Annotated in this window: 13 protein-coding genes; 6 read left to right on the plus strand and 7 right to left on the minus strand. The window is 71.3% G+C overall.

Annotated elements, in window-relative coordinates; translation table 11 throughout:
* Window positions 1-90: 90 nt before the first annotated feature.
* Complete coding sequence (locus ACG00Y_RS12625) at window positions 91-2,586, plus strand: ATP-binding protein (protein WP_394479274.1); 2,496 nt, start codon at window positions 91-93, stop codon at window positions 2,584-2,586.
* 143 nt (window positions 2,587-2,729) lie between these two features.
* Here the strand turns inward: ACG00Y_RS12625 and ACG00Y_RS12630 are convergent, their stop codons facing one another.
* The 5 genes from ACG00Y_RS12630 to ACG00Y_RS12650 all read right to left on the minus strand — a co-directional run bounded on the left by ACG00Y_RS12630 (window position 2,730) and on the right by ACG00Y_RS12650 (window position 6,446).
* Window positions 2,730-3,485: an amino acid ABC transporter ATP-binding protein gene (locus ACG00Y_RS12630; RefSeq protein WP_394479275.1), complete on the minus strand. Its 756-nt coding sequence runs from the start codon at window positions 3,483-3,485 to the stop codon at window positions 2,730-2,732.
* Complete coding sequence (locus ACG00Y_RS12635) at window positions 3,475-4,122, minus strand: amino acid ABC transporter permease (protein ID WP_394479277.1); 648 nt, start codon at window positions 4,120-4,122, stop codon at window positions 3,475-3,477. Before ACG00Y_RS12635 ends, ACG00Y_RS12630 begins: the two co-directional genes overlap by 11 nt.
* Complete coding sequence (locus ACG00Y_RS12640) at window positions 4,119-4,787, minus strand: amino acid ABC transporter permease (protein ID WP_394479278.1); 669 nt, start codon at window positions 4,785-4,787, stop codon at window positions 4,119-4,121. The genes ACG00Y_RS12635 and ACG00Y_RS12640 overlap by 4 nt, the downstream gene beginning before the upstream one ends.
* Window positions 4,788-4,929: 142 nt before the next feature.
* Window positions 4,930-5,724 (minus strand): transporter substrate-binding domain-containing protein, encoded by a 795-nt coding sequence (locus ACG00Y_RS12645; protein WP_394479280.1) that lies wholly within the window; start codon window positions 5,722-5,724, stop codon window positions 4,930-4,932.
* The gene (locus ACG00Y_RS12650) at window positions 5,721-6,446 is read right to left on the minus strand and encodes a GntR family transcriptional regulator (RefSeq protein ID WP_394479281.1); all 726 of its coding nucleotides are present in this window, start codon (window positions 6,444-6,446) and stop codon (window positions 5,721-5,723) included. The genes ACG00Y_RS12645 and ACG00Y_RS12650 overlap by 4 nt, the downstream gene beginning before the upstream one ends.
* Before the next feature lie 175 nt (window positions 6,447-6,621).
* On the opposite strand from ACG00Y_RS12650, the gene ACG00Y_RS12655 reads away from it, so the two are divergent.
* Entirely contained in the window at window positions 6,622-7,095 is a 474-nt protein-coding gene (locus ACG00Y_RS12655; RefSeq protein WP_394479283.1) for an Rrf2 family transcriptional regulator, read from the plus strand.
* On the plus strand, window positions 7,085-7,978 hold the full coding sequence (locus tag ACG00Y_RS12660; protein WP_394479285.1) for an NAD(P)/FAD-dependent oxidoreductase: 894 nt from the start codon (window positions 7,085-7,087) through the stop codon (window positions 7,976-7,978). Before ACG00Y_RS12655 ends, ACG00Y_RS12660 begins: the two co-directional genes overlap by 11 nt.
* Before the next feature lie 6 nt (window positions 7,979-7,984).
* On the opposite strand, the gene ACG00Y_RS12665 is transcribed toward ACG00Y_RS12660, so the two are convergent.
* Window positions 7,985-8,470 carry a hypothetical protein gene (locus ACG00Y_RS12665; RefSeq protein WP_394479287.1) on the minus strand — a complete coding sequence of 162 codons (486 nt, stop codon included), beginning with the start codon at window positions 8,468-8,470 and terminating at the stop codon, window positions 7,985-7,987.
* Window positions 8,471-8,545: 75 nt separating this feature from the next.
* Between ACG00Y_RS12665 and ACG00Y_RS12670 the strand changes: the two genes are divergently transcribed.
* The 3 genes from ACG00Y_RS12670 to ACG00Y_RS12680 are packed head-to-tail and all read left to right on the plus strand — an operon-like array spanning window position 8,546 to window position 10,940.
* On the plus strand, window positions 8,546-9,223 hold the full coding sequence (locus ACG00Y_RS12670) for a response regulator (RefSeq protein ID WP_394479288.1): 678 nt from the start codon (window positions 8,546-8,548) through the stop codon (window positions 9,221-9,223).
* Entirely contained in the window at window positions 9,220-10,542 is a 1,323-nt protein-coding gene (locus tag ACG00Y_RS12675) for an ATP-binding protein (RefSeq protein ID WP_394479290.1), read from the plus strand. The genes ACG00Y_RS12670 and ACG00Y_RS12675 overlap by 4 nt, the downstream gene beginning before the upstream one ends.
* Entirely contained in the window at window positions 10,539-10,940 is a 402-nt protein-coding gene (locus ACG00Y_RS12680) for a hypothetical protein (protein WP_394479292.1), read from the plus strand. The genes ACG00Y_RS12675 and ACG00Y_RS12680 overlap by 4 nt, the downstream gene beginning before the upstream one ends.
* A 42-nt stretch (window positions 10,941-10,982) precedes the next feature.
* On the opposite strand, the gene ACG00Y_RS12685 is transcribed toward ACG00Y_RS12680, so the two are convergent.
* Window positions 10,983-12,815, minus strand: a complete 1,833-nt coding sequence (locus tag ACG00Y_RS12685) for a hypothetical protein (RefSeq protein WP_394479293.1) — start codon at window positions 12,813-12,815, stop codon at window positions 10,983-10,985.
* Between the last annotated feature and the right edge of the window lie 89 nt (window positions 12,816-12,904).

Consider the following 12,904-nt stretch of genomic DNA (forward strand, 5'->3'; position numbering starts at 1 on the left):
GACCCGCCGTTTGGTAGCGACAACCCGGCAAACGGTCTCGGGTTCCGCCACCAAACGGCGGGTCATGACCCGCCCTACGGCAGGACGCTGATGCCCAACCGCAGCCGCTGGCGCCCCAGCAGCATCACGGCCGGCGCGGGCGCGCTGCTGGCCGCCATGCTGCTGGGCGGCACCGGCTACGCACTGTGGCGCGAGGAGCGCAACCTGATGGCCGACACGGCGGCCCGCCAGGCCTTGCTGGCCCGCGTGCTGGAAGACCACGCCCGGCGCAGCCTGGAAGCCACGCAGATCGCACTGGCCGGCCTGGCCGACGTGGCCGGCCGCAACGCGCCGCCCGAGGTGCTGCAGGCGTTGCTGGAGCAGACGCAGGCCAGCCTCGGCTTCCTGCGTGGCGTGGCGCTGCTGGACGCGACCGGCCAGGTGCTGGCGGCCGCCGACCCCGCCGACCGCGACGCCCGCATCGAGCTGGACGCACTGGGCCCCTGGCCCGCCGACGGCCGCGACGCGGTGGGCGGCTTCGTCGCGGCGCGCAGCCTCGCCACGCTGAGCCAGCAGGGCGCCGTCGTGCCGCCCGGCGTGGGCTTCATCCCGGTGCTGCGCGCGACGCAGCTGGCCGGCAACCGCCCGGCGCTGCTGGTCGCGCTGCTGAACCCCGATGCGCTGGCCAACTTCCAGCAGCTGACGCTCAACGACCCCGAGACCGCTGCCGCCCTGGTCGACCTGGACGGCCGGCTGCTGGCGGCCACCAGCAGCGCCGAGCACCTGCCGGGCGAAGGACTGCCCCAGCTGCTGGCCGCAGGCGGACCGCTGGCCCAGGTGCGCGCGGGCGGCGAGCACGGCCGCTGGGAAGGGCCCGGCCTGCGCGGCGCGCCGCAGCTGGGCGCCTACCGGGCGCTGCGCGCGCGGCCGCTGGCCGTGCTCGTCGAGCTGCCGCAGGCCGAGCTGCGCCGCCAGTGGCTGGCCACGGCGCGCGACCTCGGCCTGCCGGCCGTCGGCATCGCAGCGGCCCTGCTGGCGCTGGCGGGCGTGGCGGCGGCGGCGCTGCGCGCCCGGGAACGCGGCGCCCGCGAGCTGGACAGCGCCCAGCGCCAGGTGGCCGACCGCGAGCGCGAGCTGAGCGCCATCTTCGGCAGCGTGCAGGACTTGCTGTTCCGCACCGACGCGGCCGGCCGCGTGACCTTCATCAACGACGGCTATGCCCGCACCTCGGGCCGCGACGTGGCCCATGTGCTGGGCCAGCCGCTGCAGGAGCTGTTCGGCGGCTCGCCCGCCGTGGCCGCCCTCTTCGACGCCTGCGACGCCGACGAGCCTCGGCCACAGCATGCGCGCGCCGACTGGACCGGGTCCGACGGCCGGGCGCGCAGCGTCGAGCTGCACCTGGCGCCGCTGCGCCGCGGCCCCGGTCAGCTCGAATGGGTGGGTAGCGCTGCGGACGTCAGCGGCCTGATGCTGGCCCAGGCCGAGCTGCGCGCCCAACTCGGCCTGGCCCGTTCGCTGCTGGCCAGCAGCCCGCTGCCGACCTCCGTGCTGGACGGCGACAACTGCTACCTCGACGTCAACCGCGCCTGGGAGCAGTTCACCGGCCGGCGCCGCGCCGATGTGCTGGGGCGCCGCGCCGCCGGCTATCTGCGCGCCGACGAAGCCGCCTTCCACGACGCCCGCGACGCAGAGCTGCTGGCGCGCGGCGGCGAGGTGAACTACGAGACCGTCTGGACCAGCACGGAGGGGCGGCGTCGCGACCTGTTCGTCAGCAAGTCCACCTTCCCCGACGCCCACGGCCGGCCGATGGGCATCGTCGTCTGCTTCATGGACATCAGCGAGTTCCGCGAGGCCGAGCGCGCCACGCGCGCCGCCCGCGACGCGGCGCTGCAGGCGTCGGGCGCCAAGTCCGACTTCATCGCCAACGTCAGCCACGAGCTGCGCACGCCGCTGCAGTCCATCCTCGGCTTCTCGGAGATCGGCGCGCGGCGCGCCCGCGACGACGCGCGGCTGGCCGAGTTGTTCACCGACGTGCACCGCGCCGGCCAGCGCATGCTCAGCCTCGTCAACGACTTGCTGGACCTCAGCAAGATCGAGCGCGGCGCCGAGCCGCTGCAGTTGCAGCGCCTGGACCTGCGGCCGCTGGCCGCCGAAGTGGCGCGCGAGCTGGCGCCGCTGCTGGCCGCGCGCGGCCAGCAGCTGGACCTCGCGCTGGGCGACGACGAGCTGGTCGTGCGGGCCGACCCGCTGCGCCTGCAGCAGCTGTTGAGCAACCTGCTGGCCAACGCCGTGCGCTTCTCGCCCGAGGACGGCGTCGTCGAGCTGAGCGCCGGCCACGGCGAGGACGGCGACGTGCGCGTGGACGTGGCCGACCGCGGCCCGGGCATCCCGCCGGACGAGCTGGAGAGCATCTTCGAGGCCTTCGTTCAGTCCAGCGCGACGAAGAACGCCGCCGGCGGCACCGGCCTGGGCCTTGCCATCTGCCGCCGCATTGCCGCGGCCCATGGTGGCCGCATCTGGGCCGCCAACCGGCCCGGCGGCGGCGCCATCGTCTCGCTGGTGCTGCCGGCAGCGCAGCTCGGTGACACGGTGGCGGCGGCGCTCTGAGCGCGCGCTACTTCACCTCGCCACAGCCAACGGCCGCGCGCGTGGGCCGGACGCCGCCGCACAGCACCTCGGTGTTGCGCAAGCGGGGCGCCTCATCCGTGGCTTCGGAGCTGAGGGGCCTGGCAGCCACGCGGGCTGGCTTGCTAATCGTTCAACGACGACAGGAACTGCTGCAGCTCCGGCGTCCTCGGCGCGCTGAACAGCTCGGCGGGCGGACCGATCTCGTGCACGCGGCCCTGGTGCATGAAGATGACGCGGTCGGCCACCTTGCGGGCGAAGCTCATCTCGTGCGTGACCATCAGCAGCGTCATGCCCTCTTCGGCCAGCGTCTCGACGACGCGCAACACCTCGCCCACCAGCTCCGGGTCCAGCGCCGACGTGATCTCGTCGCACAGCAGCACGGCCGGCTCCATCGCGAGGGCCCGGGCGATGGCCACGCGCTGCTGCTGGCCGCCGGAGAGCTGGTCGGGCATGGCGTTGAACTTCTCGGCCAGGCCCACGCGCGCCAGCAGCTTGGCCGCCTGCTGCGCGGCGTCGTTGTGGGCGCGCTTCTTCACCAGCGTGGGCGCCAGCATCACGTTGCGGCCCACGCTGAGGTGGGGGAACAGGTTGAAGCCCTGGAAGATCATGCCGACCTGCTGGCGCAGCTCGCGCATGGCCATGGCGCTGTCGTACAGCAGCGGCTTGCCGTTGACGGTCAGCGCGCCGTCCTGGAACTGCTCCAGCCCGTTCACGCAGCGCAGCAGCGTGCTCTTGCCGGAGCCGCTCTTGCCGATGATGGCGATGACCTCGCCGCGCTTGACGTCCAGGTCGATGCCCTTGAGCACCTCGTTCGTGCCATAGGACTTGCGCAGCGCGGTGATGCGGACGATGGGGTCGGCGATAGCTTCAGCGGGCATGGATTCGGCGCTCCAGATGTTGGGCGTAGAGGCTGATGGGGAAGCACAGCGCGAAGTACAGCAGCGCCACGCAACCGAAGACGAGGAAGGGCTTGAAGCTGGCGTTGGCGATCATGCTGCCGGCCTTGGTCAGCTCGACGAAGCCGATAACCGACGCCAGCGCCGTGCCCTTGATGACCTGCACGAGAAAGCCCACCGTGGGCGCGATGGCGAGCCGCCCGGCCTGCGGCAGCACGACGTGGCGCAGCTGTTCGCCAAAGCTCATCGCCAGGCTGCGCGCGGCCTCCCACTGGCCCTTGGGCACGGCGTCCACGCAGCCGCGCCAGATCTCGACGAGGTAGGCGCTGGTGTAGAGCGTCAGCGCGAGGGCCGCAGCCGTCCAGGCCGACACCTCGATCCCCAGCAGCGCCAGGCCGAAGTAGGCCAGGAAGAGCTGCATCAGCAGCGGCGTGCCCTGGAAGAGCTGTACATACCAGCCGATGACGCGCCGCGTGCGTGTGCCCAGGCCCAGCCGCAGCGTCAGCAGCAGGCCGCCCACCAGGCCGCCGCCGACGAAGGCGATGGCCGACAGCGCCACCGTCCAGCGCAGCGCCAGCAGCAGGTTGCGGACGATGTCCCAGAGGGTGAACTCGATCATGACGAACGCCTCCCGAAGATGAAGCGCGGCCCGGCCCACATCAGCAGGTGGCGCGCCGCGATGGACAGCGCCAGGTAGCAGAGCGTGGCGATGATGAAGGCCTCGAAGGCTCGGAAGTTGCGGCTCTGGATGAGGTTGGCGGCGTAGCTCAGCTCCTCGGTGGAGATCTGCCCGCAGACGGCCGAGCCCAGCATGACGATGATGATTTGGCTGGTCAGCGCCGGCCACACGCGCTGGAAGGCCGGCGGCAGCACGACGCGCATGAACACCTGCACGGGGCTGAGCGCCAGGCTCTGCGCCGCCTCCCACTGGCCGCGCGGCGTGGCCTGGATGCCGGAGCGCAGGATCTCGGTGCCGTAGGCGCCGAGGTTGAGCGTCATCGCGATCAGCGACGCGGATTCAGGCGACAGCTTCACCCCAAGAGCCGGCAGGCCGAAGAAGATGAAGAACAGCTGCACGATGAAGGGCGTGTTGCGCAGCAGCTCCACATAGGCGCCCAGCACGCGCCGCAGCCACACCGGCCCGCTGACGCGCGACCAGGCGCCCAGCGTGGCGATGACGAGGCCCAGCGGCGTGGCGATGAGGGTGAGGCCCAGCGTCCACGCCAGGCCCTTGAGCAGCAGCGGCCATTCGGCCAGCACCGCGAGGAAGTCGAAGGTGATCATGGGGTGCGCCTTTTCAACAAGGTTCACATTGAGGGCCAGCGGGTAGGGTGGGTCGCGACCCGCCGTTGGGTGGCACAGCACCACACACCATCAAACGGCGGGTCACGACCCGCCCTACCCTGCGCAATCGCTGCGTTTCACATCACAACGGCAACTCGCCCGTGCTGCGGCCGAGCCACTTCTTGGACAGCGCCTCCAGCTCGCCCGACGCCTTGGCCGCCGCGATGATGGTGTTGACCTTGGCCAGCAGTGCGTCCTCGCCCTTCATCACGCCGACGTAGCAGGGGCTGTCCTTCAGCAGCAGCTTGTATTCGGTGTTCAGCCCCGGGTTGCGCTGCATCAGGTTGCCGGCAACGGCGGCGCTGGTGGCCAGCAGCTGGGTCTGGCCGGCTGCGAAGGCGGCGATGGTGGCGTTGTTGTCCTCGAAGCGCTTGTATTCCAGCGTGGCCGGCGCGACCTTGGCCAGCTCCTGGTCTTCCATCGCGCCGCGCGTGACGGCCACGCTCTTGCCGCCCAGGTCGGCCCAGCTCTTGATGTTCAGGCTCTTGGCCGCGAACACCGCCTGGAAGAACGGCGCATAGGCCGCGCTGAAGTTGATGACCTTCTCGCGGTCCGGGTTCTTGCCAAGCGTGGAGATGACCAGGTCGGCCTTCTTGGTCTGCAGGTAGGCGATGCGGTTGGCGCTGGTCACCGGCACCAGCTCGGCCTTGACGCCCAGCTTGGCGGCGATCAGCTGGGCCATCGCCACGTCCAGGCCTTGCGGCGCCATGTCGGGGCCGACGAAGCCATAGGGCGGGTAGTCGGTCGGCACGGCGATCTTGATCGTCTTGCTCTTGGTGATGGTGTCCAGCGCGGTCTGCGCCTGGGCGCCGGCGGCCAGCAGGCCGGAGGTCGCGAAGGCCGCGATGAGCAGGCGGCGGGTCAGGGACGAGGTCATAGCAAGGCTCCTAGATAGGCGGCTGGGGGGTCGGTGGATTCACGGGCCGGCTGCGGCAGCGGCGCGAGCGCGCTGCGCAGCTGGTCCAGCGGGTCGCTGAGGGCCGGCAGGCGCAAGGCGGCCTGCACATTGGCCAGGTGTTCGGCCATCAGCGCTTCGGCGCGGGCGCGGTCGCCCTGCTCCAGCGCGGCGACGATGGCGACATGCTCCTGGCAGGACGCGGCAGCCTCGTGCGAGGACTGGTAGAGCATGGCGATCAGCGTCGTGCGGGCCGTGTAGTCGCGCAGCGTGTCGGCCAGCAGGCCATTGCCCAGGCACTCGGCCAGGCAGACATGGAAGTCGCCGAGCAGGAAGCTGCGCGTGCCGACGTCGTCGCCCCGCAGCGCGGCCTTCTCCTGCTGCAGGTGCTTCTTCAGCCGCGCGAGCGCCGGCTTGCCCAGCGGCGCACCGCCGCGCAGCAGGCCCAGCTCGATGACGCGCCGCGCCTCGAAGGCCTCGCGCGCCTCGTCCTGCGACGGCGAGATCAGGTACCAGCCGCGCCGCGCGCTGACCGTGACGATGCCGCGCGCCGCCAGCCGCGTGAGCGCCTCGCGCACGATGGTGCGGCTGCAGTCAAACAGCATCGCCAACTGCTGCTCGCCCAGCCGCGCGCCGGGCGCGAGCTTTTGTGCGAGCACGGCTTCGACGATGCGCTGGCTGATGTCGGTGGCGGAAATGCCCATGCGAGGGCAACTGCAGCTTCCGTGCCAGCGCTTTTCAGGCTTGTATGCAAGATGGGCGCACAAGATCCGGGCAGGCGGGCCGGTGTGCCGCACCAGCGCAGTGCCGGCGCCCCAGGCTGTGCCGTGAAAGCCCCCGCCGCCCGCAGGGACTCCATCACGCAACAAATAATGTTGCATGAAATCAAACAGCCAGCTCTCCGATGTCCTGCACGTGCTGCTGCACATGGCCGAGGGCGACGGCCCGGCCACCTCCGAGGCGCTCGCGGCGGCGATGCGCACCAACCCCGTCGTGCTGCGGCGCCTGATGGGCGGGCTGCGCGAGGCCGGCTTTGTCGCCTCGGCCAAGGGCCATGGCGGCGGCTGGGTGCTGAGCTGCCCGCTGGAGCGCATCACGCTGCGCGACGTGCACGAGGCGCTGGGCGGGCCGGCCTTCGTGTCGCTGGGCTTTCGTGAGGACCGGCCGCAGTGCCTGGTGGCACAGGCCGTCAACGCCTCGCTGGGCGCTGCGGTGCAGGAGGCCGAGGCACTGCTGCTGAAGCGGCTGGGCGCGGTGACGCTGGCCGCGCTGTCGCAGGACTTTCACCACCGCCTGGCGCAACACCGCGCCGGCGCACCCCACCGACTTGAGGAGCATCTCCATGCAGATTGATTTCGCCATCATCGGCGGCAGCTTTGCCGGCCTGTCGGCCGCGCTGCAGCTGGCGCGGGCGCGCCGCCATGTGCTCGTCGTCGACGCCGGCCAGCGCCGCAACCGCTGCGTGGACGACGCCGGCCAGACCTCGCACGGCTTCATGTCGCAGGACGGTCGCGCGCCCGCCGCCATCGCCGCCGACGGCAAGGCGCAGTTGCTGCGCTACCCGAACGTGCAATGGCTGGACGGCCTGGCGGACGAGGCCCGCATCGGCGCAGACGGGCAGCTGGACTTCCGCGTCGGCGACATGGCGGTGAGCGCCGGCCGCCTCATCCTCGCCACCGGCGTGCGCGACACGCTGCCGCCGGTGCCGGGTCTTGCGGAGCGTTGGGGCCGCAGCGTCTTCCACTGCCCCTACTGCCACGGCTACGAGCTGGACGCCGGCGAGATCGGCATCATCGCCGCCGGCCCGCTGGCCCAGCACCACGCCCACATGCTGCCCGACTGGGGCCGCACGACGCTGTTCCTCAACGGTGCCTACGAATCCGGCGACGAGGAGCGCGCAGCGCTGGCCCGGCGCGGCACGCGCATCGAGGCCACGCCGGTGGCGCGCATCGAAGGCGAGGCCGACGTGGTGTTGGCCGACGGCCGCGTGCTGCGCATGAACGGCCTGTTCACGCAGCCCCGCACGGCCATGGCCAGCCCGGTGGCGGAGCAGCTCGGCTGTGCGATGGTGGACGGGCCGATGGGGCCGTTCATCCAGGTCGGCGCCACACAGGAGACCAGCGTGCCAAACGTCTTCGCCTGCGGCGACGCGGCGCGCGCGGCCGGCAATGTGGCGCTGGCGGTGGGGGACGGCGTCATGGCGGGCTTGGGGGCCCATCGGTCGACGATGTTCTGACGCGGGTCAACCGTCTAGCAGTGCATCGGCGTCGGCGAGGTAGCGCTCCAAAAACTCGTCCAATGACGCCGCCACCAGTACGTGAGGCTTGCCATCGTAATAGTCGATGTAGACCGCGCTGTGCTCATCCGACACCGGCCGCACTCGATAGTTCCAGCAGGACCACATGTAATCGGAGAACTCCACGCCATGCTCGGACGGCGGCTGCGCCATCACTTCCTCCAGCGGCCACAGGCGCCAAAGCGCGTTGCATGGCTGCAGCATGCCGCCGATGGCGCCATACAGCGCCAGCACGTCTGGCGTGGCCTCGAAGCCCAGCGCCCGGAATACCTGCCGGACCCGCTCAGCGGGCTCCGGCGGTTGAGGCTCGGTACCCTCGCGTGTCCAGCGGGCCAGCAGCTGTTCATTAGCCGGCGCGTCGCGGCTGACACGCGGCAGGGCATCGCTCTGCTCGGGAACCCACAACGCAAGGAATTGGCGAAGCATCCTCATGGCCGGACGATAACTGCCAGTGGACGCATCGCGGTCAGAATTGCCGCCCATTCCTATTGCCTCGCCACGACCTGCATGCGCCTCCTCCTCGTCGAAGACGACCCCATGATCGGTGAGAGCCTGCGCGAGGCGCTGCGCCGCCAGGGCTTTGCGGCCGACTGGGTGCGCGACGGCCAGGCGGCCGACGCCGTGCTGGCCAGCAGCGAGCGCTTCGACGCCGTGCTGCTGGACCTGGGTCTGCCCAAGCGCGACGGCGTGGCCGTGCTCCGGGCGATGCGGGCACGCGGCGACGCGACGCCCGTCATCGTGCTGACGGCGCGCGACGCGCTGACCGACAAGGTCGCCGGGCTGGACGCCGGCGCGGACGACTACCTCGTCAAGCCCTTCGAGCTGGACGAACTGCTGGCCCGGCTGCGCGCCATCGCCCGCCGGCTGGGCGGCCGCACCGACAGCGCGCTGAGCGTCGCCGACCTGCGCCTGGACCCGGCCACGCGCGAGGTCACGCGCAGCGGGCGGCCCGTGCTGCTGTCGGCTAGAGAGTTCGCGCTGCTGCAGGCGCTGCTGGAGCGGCCCGGCGCCATCGTCTCGCGCGCGCAGCTGGAGGACCGCCTCTACGGCTGGGGCGAGGAGCTGGAGAGCAACGCCATCAGCGTCTACATGCATCAGCTGCGCAAGAAGCTGGGGGCCGACCTGCTGCACACCGTCCGAGGGTTGGGCTACTACGCCGGACCCGAGAAAGGCGGCGCCGCGTGAAGCTGCTGACGACGCTGCGCGGCCGCCTGTTCGCGCTGCTCGCGCTGCTGGGCGGCGTGACCGCGCTGGCCGTGGGCGGCGCCACCTATGTCAGCGTGCGCGCCGAGGCCGACCAGCTGTTCGACTACCAGTTGCGCCAGACCGCGCTGTCGCTGCGCGACCAGGGCCGCGTGGCCAGCGACGAGGCCGCCGCACTGGCCGACCCGGGGCTGGACTACGTCGTGCAGATCTGGTCGCTGCAGGGGCTGGAGCTGTATTCCAGCCGGCCCCAAGGCATGACCGAGGCGCTGCCGGCACGCGCCGTGCTGGGCTTCTCCAACCTGCGCCTGGCCGGGCAGGACTGGCGCGTCTTCGGCGCGGCCACGCCGCTGCGCGTGGTGCAGGTGGCGCAGCCGCTGGGCGTGCGCCAGCGCCTGGCCGCGCTGGCTGCGCTGCGCAGCGTGGCGCCGGTGGCCATCGCGCTGCCGCTGGTGGCGGCCGCCGTGTGGTGGCTGCTGGGCGTGTCGCTGGCGCCGCTGGCGCGCGTGACGCAGGCTGCGCAATCACGCGGCGCCAACGCGCGCGACGCGCTGCCCACGGCTGGCCTGCCCGGCGAGGTGGCGCCGCTGGTGGACGCCTTCAACGGCCTGCTCGGCCGGCTGGGCGAGGCCTTCGACGCGCAGCGCAGCTTCGTCGCCGACGCCGCCCACGAGCTGCGCTCGCCGCTGACGGCGCTGAAGCTGCAGCTGGGCCTGTTGCGCGACTCGGCGCCGGGCGAAGAGCAGGACGCGGCAATCACCCGCCTGCGCGGCGGCATCGACCGCGCGACGCATCTCGTCGAGCAGCTGCTGGCCCTGGCCCGCGCCGAGCCGGGCGCGCCGGCCGCCGAGCAGCCGCTGGACCTGACCGAGCTGGCCCGCCAGGCCCTGGCCGACGTGCAGCCGCTGGCCGACCGGGCCGGCGTGTCGCTGACGCTGACCGCGCCCGACCCGCTGCCGCTGACCGGCGACCCGCAAGCGCTGCGCGGCGCTTGCCGCAACCTCATCGACAACGCGGTGAAGTACGGCGCGCGAACGGTGCAGGTGAGCGCACTGCGCGGTGCGCGCGGTGCGCCGCTGCTGCGCGTGGACGACGACGGCCCGGGCATCCCGCCGGAGCAGCGCGAGCGCGCGTTCGACCGCTTCCAGCGCGGCGAGGGCGTGGACGCGCCCGGCAGCGGCCTGGGCCTGGCTATCGTGCGGGCGGCGGCACGGCAGCAGGGGGCGACGGTCACGCTGGCGGATTCGCCGCTCGCCGGGCTGCGCGTCGAGATCCACTGGCCCGACGCGACGGCGTCATGAAGCGTCGGCATCTGGACATCGTCCGCTTCGGCGTTGTCGCATGCGCCATTGCGCTTGCATGGGCTTGGCTGCATTCGCTCGGCAGCAGCCTGTGTGCCAACACGGTGCTGAGCGAGTTGCCTTCGCCCTCCTGTCTACTGAGGGCCGCATTGCTGGAGTCCAACTGCGGCGCGACAACAGGCTTCAGTCGCCATGTGCAGATCCTGCGCGCCAGCGAAACGCCACAGGACGACTCGGCCTTCGTCATGGACGACAACCACGGCGCTGCATCGTTGGATGTGCAACTGCGCTGGGACGACGACGCGCGTGTCGTGGTCAGCCACGATGCGCAGGCCCGAGTGTTTCGCGCCGAGCCTTCGGCGCGCGGCGTGTCGATGGGGTACGAGGCGCGGCGCTAGCGAGCCTGCGCAGCGATCAGCGCCGGCGCCGTGACGCGGCGCTCAGGACCCTCCGACGGTGAAGCTCGTACCGTGATAGCCGGTCTGGAACAGCGAGACGGGTCGGCCGGCCCAGCGCGAAACCTCGCGCTGCAGGGCCTGGAATTCCTGCCCCTCCTGCTGGTAGGCGTAAGTGCGGCCGATGCGCAGCACCCGGGCCTCACCGGCGCCCAGCACGGTGGACTCGTAGTAGCCGCCCAGCAGCACCGCCGCCAGACGGGCGCCAGGCTCGAGCCGCACATGCCATTGCACCGCTTCGTACGAGGTCAGCACCAGCACCAGCGGGCGCAGCGAGCGGCGCACAGTCACGGTCACCCGGCCAATGGCACGGGATTGGCCCGGTGCATTGAACTTCTCACGCCCCTCGTAGATGCCGACACCTTCAACCTGCGCATCCCGTACATGGTCCAGCAACGGCGATCCGACCTGCAGCGCGGGGCTCTGGGTGATGCGCCTCTCCTCCGTCGCGGCCTGCTGAAGTACGCGTTGGTTGGCCTCCTCCAGCATGGCCGTCACCACCTCGTCCACCGGTTGGGCAGGCGCCGCTTCGAGCTGCTCCGACAGCCAGATGGTGGGGACGCTGACCTGCGCCACCCGCTTGATGGCGGGAAAGTAGCGCATGGGCCGCTGCCAGGCGGCGCCCTGAAGGCGCGCCAGCGTGCCTTGGGCGGCGTCGAAAAGATAGTTGCCGTTGCCGGCGCCCACGCCGCCGGCCGAGCCCTGCATCGTCAGGGAGACGATGTACTGGTCGGGTTTGCCGGTGGGCACCGGGTTGCTGACCCGCGCCGGCTCGAAGCTGCTCTCGCGCATGTCCAGCGTGTTCAGGTCCATGCGAACCAGCTTGTCGCCGCCGAGCAAGAGTTCCGCGCCCGCGAAGACGATCGGCCCGGATTCCATCAACACGACGCCCATACGCCGGTCGACGCCGGGCTTCTCTGCCACCACTGTCACCTTGGGTTTGCCGTCCTGCTCGTCGAGTTCGAGCTGATAGAGACCCTGAAACGTGGCGATGTTGAACCGGTTGTCGTTGCCCGGCACGGGCAGCAACCTTTCGAACGACGATTGGCCGGCGACCTGCACCGGAACGTCCTCGCCGCTGCGCAGACTGAGCAGGTGAGCCGGCTTGCCGCTGGTGCTGCGGACACCCAGGAAGCGTGGACTCAGCCAATACAGCCAGCGCGCATCGGGAAGCTCCAACAGGGTTTCGCCACCTTCGCTGGCGCGGATGCGCAGCGCGCCGGAAGTCGATTGCGCGAACAGCCTCCCATTCGGTGCCACGGTGACGTCGCCACGCTGGCCACGCTCCTTGAAAAGGCTTCGGCCGCCGCCCAGGGCGATCAGTTCCAGTCCGTCCGTCGTGGTCACGGCGATCACCGGGGCCTGGCCCGCGTCTCGGTTGAGCGCGCCGCCCTCTCCCTGCATGGTCAGCGAAGGCGGTATTTCGGCCACCGGCAGCGGCGGCTGGGCCAGCAGCTGGCCGATACGCTGAACCGCCAGCCAGCGTGCCAGCTTGCGGTCGAACTCAGCAAAGCAGGACTTGTTCTTCACGGCCGCCTCGATATCGGCGGTCGAATGCCGCCAGCTCGGCGTGAAATCCGGGCTGCAGGACACCGCCCGCGCACGCAACCGCGCCGCCCAGGCCTGGTCCAGCGTCGCCCTCTCGGTGGAAGTCTTGCTCAACTGCTCGACGAAGCGCTCGTGCGCCTGCCGGACATCCACTGTCAGCGGCAGCGCCGCATTGATGCGATCTTCTGCCGGGGCGAAACGCTGCCGCACATCGCAACCGGCGAGCAGCGCAGTCGCCAGCAGGGCCAGGGAGAACAGCAAACGGCGCATGGGCATAAGACCAGGGCGGACGGGCCGCCAAAGAGGCAAAGTGAAGCGGCAGGCAGTCTAGTCAGCGCGTCCTGTCGTTAGCCCTAGCA

The sequence above is a fragment of the Pelomonas parva genome (genome assembly GCF_043555835.1).
GTDB classification, from domain to species: Bacteria; Pseudomonadota; Gammaproteobacteria; order Burkholderiales; family Burkholderiaceae_C; genus Pelomonas; species Pelomonas parva.

Excerpts from the sequence above, each read along its gene's own strand:
- ACG00Y_RS12625 (WP_394479274.1), top strand. The coding sequence starts at position 91 with ATGCCCAACCGCAGCCGCTGGCGCCCCAGCAGCATCACGGCCGGCGCG.
- ACG00Y_RS12630 (WP_394479275.1), bottom strand. The coding sequence starts at position 3,485 with ATGCCCGCTGAAGCTATCGCCGACCCCATCGTCCGCATCACCGCGCTG.
- ACG00Y_RS12635 (WP_394479277.1), bottom strand. The coding sequence starts at position 4,122 with ATGATCGAGTTCACCCTCTGGGACATCGTCCGCAACCTGCTGCTGGCG.
- ACG00Y_RS12640 (WP_394479278.1), bottom strand. The coding sequence starts at position 4,787 with ATGATCACCTTCGACTTCCTCGCGGTGCTGGCCGAATGGCCGCTGCTG.
- ACG00Y_RS12645 (WP_394479280.1), bottom strand. The coding sequence starts at position 5,724 with ATGACCTCGTCCCTGACCCGCCGCCTGCTCATCGCGGCCTTCGCGACC.
- ACG00Y_RS12650 (WP_394479281.1), bottom strand. The coding sequence starts at position 6,446 with ATGGGCATTTCCGCCACCGACATCAGCCAGCGCATCGTCGAAGCCGTG.
- ACG00Y_RS12655 (WP_394479283.1), top strand. The coding sequence starts at position 6,622 with ATGAAATCAAACAGCCAGCTCTCCGATGTCCTGCACGTGCTGCTGCAC.
- ACG00Y_RS12660 (WP_394479285.1), top strand. The coding sequence starts at position 7,085 with ATGCAGATTGATTTCGCCATCATCGGCGGCAGCTTTGCCGGCCTGTCG.
- ACG00Y_RS12665 (WP_394479287.1), bottom strand. The coding sequence starts at position 8,470 with ATGAGGATGCTTCGCCAATTCCTTGCGTTGTGGGTTCCCGAGCAGAGC.
- ACG00Y_RS12670 (WP_394479288.1), top strand. The coding sequence starts at position 8,546 with ATGCGCCTCCTCCTCGTCGAAGACGACCCCATGATCGGTGAGAGCCTG.
- ACG00Y_RS12680 (WP_394479292.1), top strand. The coding sequence starts at position 10,539 with ATGAAGCGTCGGCATCTGGACATCGTCCGCTTCGGCGTTGTCGCATGC.
- ACG00Y_RS12685 (WP_394479293.1), bottom strand. The coding sequence starts at position 12,815 with ATGCGCCGTTTGCTGTTCTCCCTGGCCCTGCTGGCGACTGCGCTGCTC.